Here is a 13,328-nt window from a genome sequence, read left to right on the forward strand (position 1 = left end):
CTCTTGAGGAATCTAAAAAAGCTCAGCATAAATGTTGAAGGGTGTTCGTCACATAGTTCTCTCCCATGAACATTGGGACCACGTGGGTGGATTGGACGAGATGCTGAGATCCTGTAAAGACATCAAACTGTATGTTTGTAAAAGCTTCAGCCGAGAATTCAAAGAAAAGTTAAAAAATATTCGATCTATCGAAATCATAGAGGTGAACGGTCCGATTCAAATCGCACCTGGTGTTTTCAGCCCTGGTGAAATCAGTGGAATTTACGCCAATAAACCCATCACAGAGCAGTGTCTAATTGTGGATCGTGGTGAGGATTTGGATATGCTAGTGGGATGTTGTCATCCAGGAGTTGATAGAATGATCTTTAGAGTGATCGAAATCTTTGGAAAACCGATCCGTCTGCTGGCGGGAGGTTTTCACTTGATGGAAAAGAGGTATGAAGAGATATCTCACCTCGTTAACGAAATAGAGAAAATGGAAGTGAAAATGATCATGCCGTGTCACTGTACTGGTAAGAAAGCAGTTGAACTGTTTTTAGAAAGATTTCAGAACAGATTCATCACTGCGAGAGTTGGACTTGAACTTTGAAAGGTGTGATGGCAACTGCTCTTAGCTTTGATCGCGTTGTTCTTCGCTGGTTTTGTGATTGGGAAGTTCTTGAAGATCGATTGGATAAGAAAGTACAAAATCCTGATAATCTTGACCTTTTTGCTGTTGTTCGCACTGGGTGTTGAGATAGGTTCCAACGACGATGTGGTCTCTCAGCTTAAGTCCATTCTTTCTTCGTCGTTCATGATTTCAACTTTCGCCATACTTGGAAGTTTTGTCGTTGCAGTTTTCTTCGGAAGGATGTTCAAAAAATGATGGCACTGCTGTTGTTCAGCTCTGTCATAGTTGGTGTTTTGACGGGAAAGTGGTCTCAATTCAGACTTCCCGATTGGTCAGTTAGCGTGGTACTGTACATCATAGTTTTTCTAGTTGGACTCGACTTGAGTAGAGAGAAAATCCGTCGCGAAGTTTTGTTGAAAACAATCTTCAGTGTGATTGCAACGCTGGTTGGAACATACGCGGGAGTCATGCTCCTTTCTTTCTTCTTAGAAATCAAGCGAACAGAACTTTTTGCAGTCGCCTCTGGTTTCGGTTGGTACAGTTTATCTGCCGTCATCATCACCAACATTCACAGTGCTCAACTCGGTGCAATCGCTTTCTTTTCGAACGTGATCAGGGAACTCTACGCGATCGTTTTGACGCCCATCCTCTCAAGGTATTCCAAGATGGCGGTGATCTCCATAGCGGGTGCAACCTCTATGGATACACTTCTTGGTCCCATCTCCCACTATACGGATGCCGAAACATCACTCGTAGCGTTTGCACACGGTTTCATCGTCACGATGCTCGTACCCCTGCTGGTCAACTTATTCTTGCTGTGATGTTGATTGTTCTTCCCATCGGGTGTAAAATAAACTGAACCAAGGGGGGAAAACCATGAAGATAACTCTGGTCGTGGTATTTTTGACCATCGTTTCATCGATTGTTCCCGCACGACAACTCGTTCTCAAGAACTACGAAGTTTGGTGGCGAGACGGATTGTGGAATGCTCTGTGGTGTTCAGTCAGTGTTCAAGAGGGTGGAAAGTTCGTAACAGGTTTGAAGCTCGAAGATTTTGTTGTGAAAGAGATAGCTTGCGATGATAAAGGAAAGATTCTTGCTGAAAAGTCTGTGGTTTTCAACAGGCCGTATTACCAATTCGATGGACCAGGGTTCTGGGAAAAATCGGTGAACGCAGACAAACTGGACATCGTGTTCCTCATAGATGGCACAGGATCCATGGAAAAGCATATGGCAAACATCAAGAACCAGTTGCACAAGTTCATTGACAGAATGATCCAAACTGGTACCGATTTTAGGATTTTCATAGGTCTTTACGAGACGGAGGACGAACCAACGTGGCCAGATGGTGAAAGGGCTACTCTCTGTGGGCCATTGATGGTGGAAAAGATAAGAAAACAAATAGACAAGATTGAAAGTTGGGGAGAATGGTGGAACTTCAGTTGGGGTTATGATGTTATCCTCTGGACTGTTGGTCTGAACTGGCGTGAAGATTCAAGAAAGATAGTTGTAATCATTACCGATGTTTTCACAGATTCGGTCTATGGACCGAATTGGTATTTCTCTTCCGGTTGCATCGGATCGATGTGGGCTGTGGATCTGGCACTGAGGGAAAAGAACATTCGCTTGCATTATTGTCAGCCTAGCGAAGAACACATGGCAAAAATCGAGCTTTCGGAATGTTATTCACCAAAAGTCAATATAAAGGTCAAGCAGAACAACTTCGATGCTTTAGAGAGACAAAACAATCTTGTGAAAAAACTCTCTTGGCCCTTTGATCAGAACGAGATCGAACTTGAGAATTCTCCAATGATTGATTCTCAGTATTTCTTCGCGTGGGTCAGCGATTGGGGTAAAGAGAGGTTCGTCTCCAAAGTGGACGTTGAGATTTCTCTGAGGTCTGAGGGAAACTCTACCAAGTTTACTTTCTATCCCTTGCTCGATCCTGAAGGTAGAAGGTTGGATGCTAGGTCTCGTGGGCAAAGGTTCACGATCATCGACGAATCTGGGACCATCATGACCAGCAAAGCGAATGTCTCGATCGATTTTTACAAAGTCATGGGACAGTTTGATCTCTTTACGCTCATCACTGGTATGGGAGATAAACGCGATGAGAATGGATACGTGGTCGTTGACAATGTCAGACCTGGTAAATATTACGCAGTTCTTTACACTCCTGGAAAGCCTTCGTATGCTTATCATCAGTTAGGCTACACTGGGTCTTGTTGGGTGGAGATCGGTTTGGACCGTGTGAATCCTGAAAGGATCGCAGCTCAAGTTCTAGCCAAGGACACTGAAATCTACAGAGCTTTAGGTCTTATATCTGAAATTGAAAAACTCGATATTTCAAGTGAGAAGTTGAAACTTCTAGCTTTACAGGCAAAAACTTGGCTGGAAAAGCTGAGAAAAGATGGTGTTACGCTCCTCGAGTTAGAAGCTTTGAAAAGGTTCAATGTATCTCTAGGTGCCATGATCAATTGTAGCGGTTATGCAGACGTCGTTCAACGTCGTGCGAAAGAAGATTTTCTCTTCGTGGTAGGTAAAGCTGTACAAATGGTCAGAGAAGCGGTTCATGTAACCAATTCAATTTCGGATGTGAAGTGTGTCATTGCGGAGATCGTCAACACATTCATTGACGTCATAACGATGAACTGGAGCGGAGTAGCAGCAAAAGTCACGATCGAGCAATTGGTGGATAGATTCGTCAGTTATGTAACTAACGAGCTTGTGGATGATATCTTGGCGACTGTCGAAACGAAACTTCTGGAAGTCATTGAGAATCCGGAAAAGATGTTCAACTATTTTGAAAATTACGTGAAAGATTGGGTCAAAGAACAACTCAGTTCTGAGCAAATTAACGAAGAAGTTGAGAATTTTGTGAGACAAGCGCTGATTTATGAAGAGTTCACAAATTTTTTTGAAAAAGAATTTCAAAAACTCCTTTCGATGTCCAACGATTTCGTCCAGAAAAATCAGGGAAAGTATTGGAGCATCGATGTGAGATCCAACGTCATGAAAAGTGACTTCTATAAAATGAGAGATGAATTGATGAACCCTCTCTTTGATACTTCTTATAAAGCTTTAAAAGATCAAGATACAATAGATGATTGGAAAAACACCCTAGTGATTTTCGAAGAGACAGTGCCGTTGATAATAGAATTTCTTCAGCTTTTCGAGGTACGTTATCCTGAACTGCACGGAGTGAAGGTTGCCTTGGAGAAACTATCTTCAGTTTTGGACAGTATAGGAACCCTCACCAAAACTTATGAGCTAGCTTTGAAAGTGAACCATCTCAGTGCACTTCGAACTAGAATGGTATCGATCGTTGATCGTATCTATCATTGAAAGGAGTGAAGAGTTTGAAGAAACCATTCTTCCTTTTTACAATCATTGTCCTTTTAACGGTTTCATTTTCGGCGAAACTATCAGGTTGCATCACGGACGAGTTTGATCGAACTATATCTGCAAGGTTGAGATTCATCTCTTTGGAGAAAAAATTTCTCACGACGATCTATACGAATTGGCACGGTGAGTTCGAGGTGGATCTTCCCGATGGTGAGTACGAACTAGAGATAACGAAAGGACCAGAGTACGAGAGAAAAATCGTGAAGGTAAGTGTGCCGAGTGATCAGCGAAAGATCATCACTTTGAAAAGATTGTTCAACCTCACCGAGCTTGGTTGGTTTTCTGGCGACACGCACCTGCACACTTTATACAGTGATGGCAAAAATCTTGTTGAAGAACTTGCACTCTCATGTTCTGCTGCCGGTTTGTTTTGGGCTGTTTTGAGCGATCACAACACCTTGAATGGTGCGGATGAATGGTTGACTTTCAGAAAAAAAGGTCTTTTGACCATCGCAGGTCAAGAGATCACTATGAAAAACGGACACATCAACGCCATTGGAGTACAAAAGTTGGTTCCCTGGCAGCATTCTTCCACAGATGAGGAGATGATCGAAATTTTCAAGGTTGTAAAGATGCAAGGTGGGATCGTTCAGATCAATCATCCCTTCGATTTGAGGAGTCCTTTCGAAAAGCTTCCCCTTGAAGGATACGATCTGATAGAAATATGGAATGGAGGGGGTCCTCCCAACTTGGCTGGCTTTCGAAACAATGAAAGTAAGGAACATTGGTTCAGGATGCTGAATGAAGGTCGCAGGGTGGCAGCGGTGGCGGCGAGTGATTGTCATGATGTGTACAGTACCTACTCGATAGCGGCGCTCCTACCGATGTTTCTCGTAGTGCAGCTTATGAGGAGGGATTTCGGCGAGTACTTGGAAGCAGCCAGGGCAAACGAAGAAAAGTTACGCGCTTGGGCACTCTATGGTCTATTTCCCGGTACACCGAGGACGTATGTGAAAGTGAGTGAACTGACCCAGCAAGAAATCATCGATTCTTTAAGGAAAGGAAAGAGTTTCCTCACGAACGGACCATTAGTGTTGGCCACGGTGAACGGTGCTGGACCGGGCGAAACTGCAGTTGTGACAGAAAAAGCTTTGTTGGATATCAAGATCTTTTCAAATGTTCAAGTGAACCGTTTGATCGTGACGCAAGCCGGCAAGTGCGTGCATGAAATTGCTGTTGAGACGGTCAACGGTGAATTTGAACATCGAGTGTATCTAGATCCCAGCGACGGTGAATGGGTTGTGGTTGAAGCCTTCGGAGATTTTCCAGTCTACGCGATGACAAACCCCATTTATCTTTCAAGGCAACAAAAATAAAGCCCCGCGACTGCGGGGCTTTCGGTTTGCTTCAACTTCTGGGGAAAACTATGAATTTGATGGCGGTCCTTGTTTCTTTGTCGATCTCAACGTCGGTGAAAGCAGGAATGCTGACGAGATCGATCCCGCTGGGTGCCAAATAACCCCTGGCAATGGCGATTGCTTTGACAGCTTGATTCACAGCACCCGCGCCGATAGCTTGAAGCTCCGCCCTGCCATGTTCTCTGATCATACCTGCAAGTGCTCCAGCCACCTTGTTAGGATTGGAATTCGATGCTACCTTCAGTACTTCCATCGCTTCTACCTCCTTTTGAACAGCTATTCTAACCATCGTTGTATACAACGTTGTTTCCACCAGGGGACCTGGCGCGCCTGGCAGGACTTGAACCCGCAACCATCGGATCCGAAGTCCGACGCTCTATCCATTGAGCTACAGGCGCGCATCTCTGGGGTGACCAGCGGGACTTGAACCCGCGACCACCTGATCCACAGTCAGGCGCTCTACCGTACTGAGCTATGGTCACCACGCTGGCGCGCCCGGCGGGAATCGAACCCACAACCCTCGGATTAGAAGTCCGATGCTCTATCCTGTTGAGCTACGGGCGCTGGAGCGGGCGACGGGATTCGAACCCGCAACCCTCGGCTTGGAAGGCCGATGCTCTACCGTTGAGCTACACCCGCTTGTACCAACTTGTATTTTACTACGACTCGTAGAAAAATCAAGAGTTTCTGAAGGTTGTTCCAAAACGGTGGAAAACGATTTCCACTTTTTTCATCGTACGATGGATCAAAACCACCTCGACGACACCTTCATTGGTGTTTCAAACCTTGAACCTGCTTTTCTATTTCGCTCAACCAAATGGAGATCTTTTCTTTTAGATCTTTATTTCTGCCTCCATAAGTTACGAATTCTTTGAGCACCTTCGAGTTTGGACACACGCTCTTGATGGTTTCGATGACTCTCTGTTTTCCACCCCCTCCATGTGTGCAGAACGGTATCACGATCTTTCCCGATAGATCGTACTGTTTCAAAAAAGACATAACAGGTGGCGCAATGGTCCCCCACCAATTAGGAGAACCAACGAATATCACGTCATAGAGCTCAATGTGTTCGATCTTCGTTCTCAGAGTGGGTTTATGGCCAGTTCGTATTTCCCTCTTCGCTTGTTCTACAGTTGCTTCGTAAGAGTTGGGGTACGGTTCTTCTGGCTGTAACTCTACAAGATCACAACCCAACATTTCTTGAATCAGTTTTGCTACAGTACGTGTGTTGCCAGACCAACTGTAATAAACTATGAGGGTCTTCCTCATGATGATTCCCCCAATTCTGAGTACTCTTTGACCAATTACTTGTTCATGCCAACAAGATTTTTCCCGTTTGAGTGTCGTCTCACGAGACAGTTATGAAGAAACCTTGATTTAAATATAACATTGAAATCGTCAAACGATCATGAGAGAAAATATATTGTGTTCGAGCAAACATGATAGAATCTAGAGCACTTGATAGGTTGAACAAGTTGATGTATAATGAAAAACAGTGAATGTGTGAGCCAGCGTAGCTCAGCAGGCAGAGCGGCGCACTCGTAATGCGCAGGTCGGGGGTTCGAATCCCTTCGCTGGCTCCATTTTTATTTTTGGGTGGTGTAGAGAGATTCTCGATCCACTTGAGTTCAAAGTGCTTAGGTTCATCGAAGATCTTCAGTTGATCTCTCCAAGCCAAAGTGTTCTCGTTGCTCTCTCCGGTGGCATTGACTCGGTGAGCCTCCTCAACGTTTTGCTTCAGATCCATAAAAAACTCAAATTTCGTGTTTTTGCAGCTCACTTGAACCACATGTTGAGACATTCAGCAACAAGAGATGAAAATTTTGTTAAGGATCTGTGCCGAGACCTAAACATCGAACTGTACGTTGAAAGAGTGAACGTTATCGACTTCTGCAGAGAGAATGGATTGGGTATAGAAGAGGGAGCAAGAAAGCTGAGATATGAGTTCTTAGAAAGGGCAAAAAATGCATTACATTGCGATGTAATAGCACTTGCTCACAATTTGAACGATCTTGTAGAAACGATCATCCATAGGATGGCCCGAGGGACAGGCCCGACGGGGTTGGTGTGTATGAAGCCAAAAACTGATGATAGAATAAGGCCGTTTCTTTACATAAAGAGATCCGAGATTGAGAGTTACGCTAAGAGGAGAAATCTGAATTACGTTGAGGATGAGACCAACTTGGACATCAAATACACGAGGAATTACATTCGCCATCAAGTTATACCTATGCTGAGAAAGATCAATCCATCAATAGAGGAAGCCCTTTTTCAACTACACCTTTCGTGCTTGATGCTCGAAGAACATGTAGAACGCTTCATCGAAAGGCAGAGAACGATTGAATCGGATCGAAGAATAATTTTTTCGATTCGAGAGCTGGACATGTTTCAAATTATCGAATTGATCAAACGAGCCACTGAAAAATTCGGTGAAAGGCTCGAGTTCGAACACGTGAGACAGTTTTTGCAACACCTGCACGATTCATCGTGGACGTTGAGATTGAGTAAAAAACTATGGTTGGAAAAAAGCTTCGAGCTCGTGTGTGTGGAAAAAGAACACACCAAGATTGAATCGATGGACATAACACACCCAGGCTTATACGATTTCAACGGCTGGTTGTTCAAGGTCAGCGAGGATGTGGAAAGTGAACTCTTTGCCTTTGTAAAGCTACCAATTCTTTTGAGAACTAGGAAGCAGGGAGATAGAATAGAATCGAAAAAACTCAAGGATCTGTTGATCGAAGCACGGATTCCTAGTTTTCTGAGGAATGAAATGCCCTTGGTGTTTGAAGATGATATAATTCTTTGGGTACCTTACGTGTACGTTGACGAAAGGTTGAAAAACAGAATAAAAAACGATAATTTTGCCATTCTCAATCTTCTGAATGATCCGATGCGGTTTATACTTGAATTGAGAAAGGAGGCAGGATGATTTGAACGGAAGTAGACCGAACTACATCTCACTCATTTTCGCAGCACTCGTCATACTATCGATCTTTTGGCTTGTTCGTTCACTCTATAGCCCCAGCACCGGTGTGTCGAAGATGAGTTTCAGTGATTTCATACAAATAGTCGAAACAGATCCAGGTCGCATCGCAGAAGTTGTTGTCAGAGACGACGGAACAATTAGAGTTATATCCAAACGTGGCGAGTATTACGAAATCTATGCTCCGTGGTTCTCACAAGATTCCCAGACTATAAAGATGCTGAGTGAGAAAGGCATACGCGTTACAGGTGAGAAAGGCCTGAGCAGTTCGTTCTGGATCAACGTTATAGGAAACGTCCTGTTCATAGGATTTTTGCTGTTCATGTTTTTCTTCATGATGAGAGCGATCTCTGGACGAAACAACCAAGCCTTCACATTCACACGGAGCAGAGCACAGATGGTGAGGCCAGGTCAACAACGCGTTACGTTCAACGATGTGGCTGGCGTTGACGAAGCCATCGAAGAGTTGAAAGAAACGGTACTGTTTTTGAAAGATCCAGGCCGTTTTGCACGCATAGGCGCGAGGATGCCGAAAGGCATCCTACTCGTTGGTCCTCCTGGCACCGGTAAAACGTTGCTCGCTAGAGCGGTCGCTGGAGAAGCGAATGTTCCATTCTTCCACATAAGCGGTTCGGATTTCGTTGAATTGTTCGTCGGTGTAGGTGCAGCGCGTGTGCGAGATCTCTTTGCCCAGGCGAAAGCCAATGCTCCTTGCATAGTGTTCATCGACGAAATAGACGCAGTTGGAAGACACAGAGGTGCGGGTCTCGGTGGCGGACACGATGAAAGAGAACAGACACTCAACCAACTTTTGGTTGAAATGGATGGTTTCGACATCAATCAAGGCATCGTGGTCATGGCCGCAACGAACAGGCCCGATATACTCGATCCAGCTTTGCTTAGACCTGGAAGGTTCGACAAAAAGGTCGTCTTGGATGTACCCGACGTTAAAGGAAGAGAAGCGATTCTGAAAATACACATCAGAAACAAACCACTCGCCGAGGATGTGGACTTAAAGGTGCTCGCACAGAGAACCACCGGCTTTGTAGGGGCAGATCTTGAAAATCTAGTGAACGAAGCAGCACTTTTAGCAGCTAGGGCTGGCAGAGACAAGATCACCATGGCAGACTTTGAGGAAGCCATCGACAGAGTGATCGCTGGTCCAGCAAGAAAATCGCGTATAATCAGTCCCAGAGAGAAAAGGATCGTGGCTTACCATGAAGTCGGGCACGCCATCGTTTCGAGTCTGCTACCCAACGCAGATCCAGTACACAGGATTTCCATCATTCCGAGAGGTTATCGTGCTTTAGGTTATACCTTACAACTCCCCGCTGAAGACAGATACATCGTCACGAAAAATGAGTTGCTCGATCAAATCACCGCACTCTTGGGTGGTCGAGCAGCAGAAGAGATCATCTTCAGTGAAATTTCAACTGGAGCTGCTTCAGACATCGAGCGAGCCACTGAGTTGGCAAGAAAGATGGTTTGCCAACTTGGCATGAGTGAGCGGCTTGGACCTCTAGTCTGGGGCAAGGCTGAGCAGGAGATCTTCTTGGGAAAGGAACTCACCAGGCTTAGAAATTACAGCGAAGAAGTCGCAAGCGAAATAGACGAAGAAGTGAAGAGGATCGTTACTGGATGCTATGAAAGGGCAAAACAAATGTTGATGGAGCACAGAAAACAACTCGACGAACTTGCAGAACTTTTGCTTGAGAGAGAAGTCATAGAAGGTGAAGAACTCAGGAAAGTTTTGAAGAAGGAATTGAGTGAGGAAGTGATGAACGGTGAGAAACTTGGAACAGTTGCTCGGGATGGGAAAAACGGTTGAATTCACCATCGATGAGAGTTTAACGTGGCGTGAGGATCGGGAAATGGAAATGTTAGAGTTGGCGAGTACTTCTGGCCTTTGTGCCCATGTTTTTCACATTGCTTACGATTTGATTCAACCATTTCTGTCAGAGAGCGAAGTTTCTGTGGTGACCGAAGCGAATGTTAGGCACGTTGCGCCCATCAGAGTTGGAGAAACAGTCGCAATGGGTGTGAAGATCCTAGGAGTGACAGATAACAAGATCAAGATCCGCGGTGTTGTGATGAGAGGTGAGACAAAAATACTTGAAGTTGAATTTGTGAGGGCGGTCGTTTCAAGGAATTATCTCAGGAGGGCTGCCCTTGAGAAGACCACGTAACGCTAGGGACGTTAGGGAGCTTGGCAAGATCGATCTTCTCAGATCGAGTGAAAAACATATAGAAGAAATAGATTTGAAGGGCGATCTGATGGTCGCCCTTATTTTTCCAAACAACTATGAGATTGCTGTTTCAAATTTAGGATTCAACCTGGTATGGAAATACCTCAACCAGCTCGAGCATGTTCGTTGCGAACGGTTTTTCTTTGATGAAACCTTTGAAAGGTTTTACTCCTTAGATACCCGTACCCCCATAGATCAGTTCAGGATATGGGCCTTCACGTTCCACTTCGAAAACGATCTTACAAACATTTTAAAGTTGCTATTGAAGAAATCTGTACCACTCAGGAATGTTGATCGTTCAGAATCACACCCAGTTTTGTTGTTCGGTGGTTCTCTGTGCTACATAGACTTGCCTGTACTCAAACCGCTCGCCGACGTTGTCTTGCACGGAGACATCGAACCAATGTTGGAGGACTTGAACAGATCGATTTATCCAACCACTAGAGCTGAATTGATCGAGATGTTTTCAAAATTCCCTTTTTCAACTGTGCCCATCTTGGGAAAGAGGTTCGAAAGAATCGCTTTATGTCAAGATCTTGACCGTTTTCCTCCGATTTCGCCGTTGATCCCAAAGCACAGTGAATTTGCCGATAAATTGTTGGTAGAGATAGAAAGAGGCTGTGTACATAGATGCAGTTATTGTATGATGGGGAGAGTAAAAAAACCCGCAAGATTTCTGAGCCTTAAGACAATCGAAAAAACGGTTGAAAAAAATCGATCGATCGGCTTGATCGCTTCAAACGTGACCGATTATCCATGGCTGGACGAACTTATAGACCTATTGGAGCAAAGAAGAGTTTCTGTGTCGGTTTCTTCACTGAGAATAGACCGATTGAGCGAAAAATTTTTGAAATTTTTGAGAAAACATCAAAGAAGTCTCACAGTAGCTATAGAAAGCGCAAGTGAGAGGATCAGAAATATGCTGAAGAAGAATTTAACCGACTCTCAAATAGAAAAAGCTCTATCTTCAGCAAAAGACGTTGGTTTCGAAGAACTGAAGATGTACTTCATGTTCGGTTTCGACGAAGAAACTGAAGACGACCTGAAGGCTATCGGGGATTTTGTACGACGTACACTCAAGTTTGGTTTTAAATCGATAAAGCTTTCTATAAATCCATTCGTACCGAAACGAGGAACTGAACTTGAAAATAGACGAATGCAAGATGAGAAAACTCTGCGCGAAAAAATGAGGATCATCTCTTCTTACTTGCCAAAACATATCAAGGCGCAGTTCGAAAGTCTTCGAGAGTGCAAATTCCAATACATGGTGAACAACTTAGAAGAGGATTTGGCAAACGAAATTCTTGAAAGGATCCAAAACACAAAGCTCTTAGATGAAACTTTGTCTGATTTGATCGAAGCAGTATAATGAATGTGAAAACTGATTCACAAGACAGGGGGAAGAATTCTGAGGAGAAATCCAAAACGCTCCGATGGTAAGAAAACTTTTTCCAATCTTCTTAAGTCCGCGTGTGAACTCTTTGCGACACATGGCTACCACGGAGTATCTGTTCCGATGATTTCGAAAAAAGCCGGTGTGAAACCTTCCACATTTTATCAGTACTTCAACGACAAAGAGGCGATCTATGAAAAATTGATTTCAGATGCGTTCAATTTGTTCACTGAGTACCTGGGGAAAGTCAATGATTCAAATGCTCAAAGTATCGTTGAAAGTTTCATTCGATCTTATGTGGCATTTTTTTCGAACCACACTCAATATTTTCGCATCCTACATGAAGCAGTGTACCTCAAAAAAAACGTCCACAAGAAACTCGAATCCATTCTCAGATCATGTGTCATCGAAAAGTTATTGCCAAAAGAAGATGAAAAGGAAGCTAAAGTCGTTACGTGGTTTGTCACCGGTCCCATAAGGTTTGCAAGTATTTTCAAATCACTCAGAAAGGACAACTGCATTGAAGAATCTATGGTGGAAGACTTCATCGAATTCGCACTGAGTGGCATAGATACCAACGACCATATACTCAATTTGCAAGTCTTTTCCGTGGATGTGAAACCTCTCGTTTTAGAAACAAACTCAACTAAAGCACGACTCCTTCAAGCGGCGGAGAAACTCTTTGGGAAGTACGGTTATCGAAAAACTATGATAAGCGACATCACAAAATCTGCCAGTGTTGCTGCTGGGACTTTCTATGTGTACTTTCCAAGCAAGGAAGCTATACTGGAGGAACTGGTGATGACAACCAACAGAAATTTGAGGCTCACTATTGCGAGCGTGATCAAGAATTTTCCTGACAGGCGTGACAGTGAAATAGCGGGTTACAACGCTTTTTTAAGGTTTTTTTTGAATCATTCGAACATGTACTTGATCGTCAGACAAGCTGAGTTCTTCAATCCAGATATTTCCCGAGCTTATTATGAAAAGATCTTCAACAGCTATCTTCCACCACTGACCAAAGCGATTGAAGCTGGGATGTTCAAACCCTTTAAACCCGAGAATTTGGCGATAGCCCTCATGGGCATCGGACATTTCATGGGTGAAGATCTGGTTGTGTACAGTAAAACTTCGGCAGATGAGATCAACGATTATCTTTCCCTCCTCTCGGAATACCTGTTCAAAGGTGTCCTATCGCGAACAGCTACGTAGAGTAAGAACAAGCAAGAAATAGAACAAGAGAGAATTTGATCTTGAGTTGGTATTGATCTTAAAATATCAACCATTGTTGTGATTATTTTCCACTTTTCAATGTTGCATTTTGGTTTCG

12 protein-coding genes and 5 tRNA genes are annotated in these 13,328 nt (G+C 44.0%); 11 read left to right on the forward strand and 6 right to left on the reverse strand.

Annotated features, from left to right (window positions below; translation table 11 throughout):
• The first annotated feature begins 31 nt into the window (after positions 1 to 31).
• Genes NZ875_07430 through NZ875_07450 form a run of 5 tightly spaced genes read left to right on the forward strand, consistent with a single transcriptional unit; the run spans position 32 to position 5,331 of the window.
• Entirely contained in the window at positions 32 to 589 is a 558-nt protein-coding gene (locus NZ875_07430) for an MBL fold metallo-hydrolase (protein ID MCS7175569.1), read from the forward strand.
• A gap of 27 nt (positions 590 to 616) precedes the next feature.
• Positions 617 to 865 (forward strand): LysO family transporter, encoded by a 249-nt coding sequence (locus NZ875_07435; GenBank protein ID MCS7175570.1) that lies wholly within the window; start codon positions 617 to 619, stop codon positions 863 to 865.
• Positions 865 to 1,431, forward strand: a complete 567-nt coding sequence (locus NZ875_07440) for a lysine exporter LysO family protein (GenBank protein ID MCS7175571.1) — start codon at positions 865 to 867, stop codon at positions 1,429 to 1,431. Before NZ875_07435 ends, NZ875_07440 begins: the two co-directional genes overlap by 1 nt.
• A gap of 55 nt (positions 1,432 to 1,486) precedes the next feature.
• Positions 1,487 to 3,955, forward strand: a complete 2,469-nt coding sequence (locus tag NZ875_07445) for a VWA domain-containing protein (protein ID MCS7175572.1) — start codon at positions 1,487 to 1,489, stop codon at positions 3,953 to 3,955.
• Between the two features lie 14 nt (positions 3,956 to 3,969).
• The gene (locus NZ875_07450; GenBank protein ID MCS7175573.1) at positions 3,970 to 5,331 is read left to right on the forward strand and encodes a CehA/McbA family metallohydrolase; all 1,362 of its coding nucleotides are present in this window, start codon (positions 3,970 to 3,972) and stop codon (positions 5,329 to 5,331) included.
• Positions 5,332 to 5,362: 31 nt separating this feature from the next.
• Here NZ875_07450 and NZ875_07455 read toward each other — a convergent pair whose 3' ends face one another.
• The 6 genes from NZ875_07455 to NZ875_07480 form a co-directional block, all read right to left on the reverse strand.
• Positions 5,363 to 5,626 carry a stage V sporulation protein S gene (locus NZ875_07455; protein MCS7175574.1) on the reverse strand — a complete coding sequence of 88 codons (264 nt, stop codon included), beginning with the start codon at positions 5,624 to 5,626 and terminating at the stop codon, positions 5,363 to 5,365.
• Between the two features lie 69 nt (positions 5,627 to 5,695).
• Positions 5,696 to 5,771: transfer RNA gene (locus NZ875_07460), tRNA-Arg, on the reverse strand.
• A gap of 7 nt (positions 5,772 to 5,778) precedes the next feature.
• A tRNA-His gene (locus NZ875_07465) sits at positions 5,779 to 5,855 on the reverse strand.
• Between the two features lie 5 nt (positions 5,856 to 5,860).
• A tRNA-Arg gene (locus tag NZ875_07470) sits at positions 5,861 to 5,937 on the reverse strand.
• Positions 5,938 to 6,012 (reverse strand) — tRNA-Gly (locus NZ875_07475).
• Between the two features lie 129 nt (positions 6,013 to 6,141).
• Positions 6,142 to 6,642, reverse strand: a complete 501-nt coding sequence (locus tag NZ875_07480) for an NAD(P)H-dependent oxidoreductase (GenBank protein ID MCS7175575.1) — start codon at positions 6,640 to 6,642, stop codon at positions 6,142 to 6,144.
• A 238-nt stretch (positions 6,643 to 6,880) separates the two neighbouring features.
• On the opposite strand from NZ875_07480, the gene NZ875_07485 reads away from it, so the two are divergent.
• From NZ875_07485 to NZ875_07510, 6 genes are all read left to right on the forward strand, one after another.
• A tRNA-Thr gene (locus NZ875_07485) sits at positions 6,881 to 6,956 on the forward strand.
• A gap of 50 nt (positions 6,957 to 7,006) precedes the next feature.
• Complete coding sequence (gene tilS / locus NZ875_07490; GenBank protein ID MCS7175576.1) at positions 7,007 to 8,305, forward strand: tRNA lysidine(34) synthetase TilS; 1,299 nt, start codon at positions 7,007 to 7,009, stop codon at positions 8,303 to 8,305.
• A 1-nt stretch (position 8,306) separates the two neighbouring features.
• Positions 8,307 to 10,187 carry an ATP-dependent zinc metalloprotease FtsH gene (gene ftsH, locus NZ875_07495; protein MCS7175577.1) on the forward strand — a complete coding sequence of 627 codons (1,881 nt, stop codon included), beginning with the start codon at positions 8,307 to 8,309 and terminating at the stop codon, positions 10,185 to 10,187.
• Positions 10,144 to 10,545: a thioesterase gene (locus NZ875_07500; protein MCS7175578.1), complete on the forward strand. Its 402-nt coding sequence runs from the start codon at positions 10,144 to 10,146 to the stop codon at positions 10,543 to 10,545. Before ftsH ends, NZ875_07500 begins: the two co-directional genes overlap by 44 nt.
• Positions 10,529 to 11,974 (forward strand): B12-binding domain-containing radical SAM protein, encoded by a 1,446-nt coding sequence (locus NZ875_07505; protein ID MCS7175579.1) that lies wholly within the window; start codon positions 10,529 to 10,531, stop codon positions 11,972 to 11,974. The genes NZ875_07500 and NZ875_07505 overlap by 17 nt, the downstream gene beginning before the upstream one ends.
• Positions 11,975 to 12,013: 39 nt before the next feature.
• Complete coding sequence (locus NZ875_07510; GenBank protein MCS7175580.1) at positions 12,014 to 13,210, forward strand: TetR/AcrR family transcriptional regulator; 1,197 nt, start codon at positions 12,014 to 12,016, stop codon at positions 13,208 to 13,210.
• Positions 13,211 to 13,328: the final 118 nt, after the last annotated feature.

This window comes from Pseudothermotoga sp. (assembly GCA_025060105.1).
In the GTDB taxonomy this organism is placed as follows: domain Bacteria; phylum Thermotogota; class Thermotogae; order Thermotogales; family DSM-5069; genus Pseudothermotoga_A.

Coding starts and splice junctions, on each gene's coding strand:
- NZ875_07430 (MCS7175569.1), top strand. CDS start 32: ATGTTGAAGGGTGTTCGTCACATAGTTCTCTCCCATGAACATTGGGAC.
- NZ875_07440 (MCS7175571.1), top strand. CDS start 865: ATGGCACTGCTGTTGTTCAGCTCTGTCATAGTTGGTGTTTTGACGGGA.
- NZ875_07445 (MCS7175572.1), top strand. CDS start 1,487: ATGAAGATAACTCTGGTCGTGGTATTTTTGACCATCGTTTCATCGATT.
- NZ875_07455 (MCS7175574.1), bottom strand. CDS start 5,626: ATGGAAGTACTGAAGGTAGCATCGAATTCCAATCCTAACAAGGTGGCT.
- NZ875_07480 (MCS7175575.1), bottom strand. CDS start 6,642: ATGAGGAAGACCCTCATAGTTTATTACAGTTGGTCTGGCAACACACGT.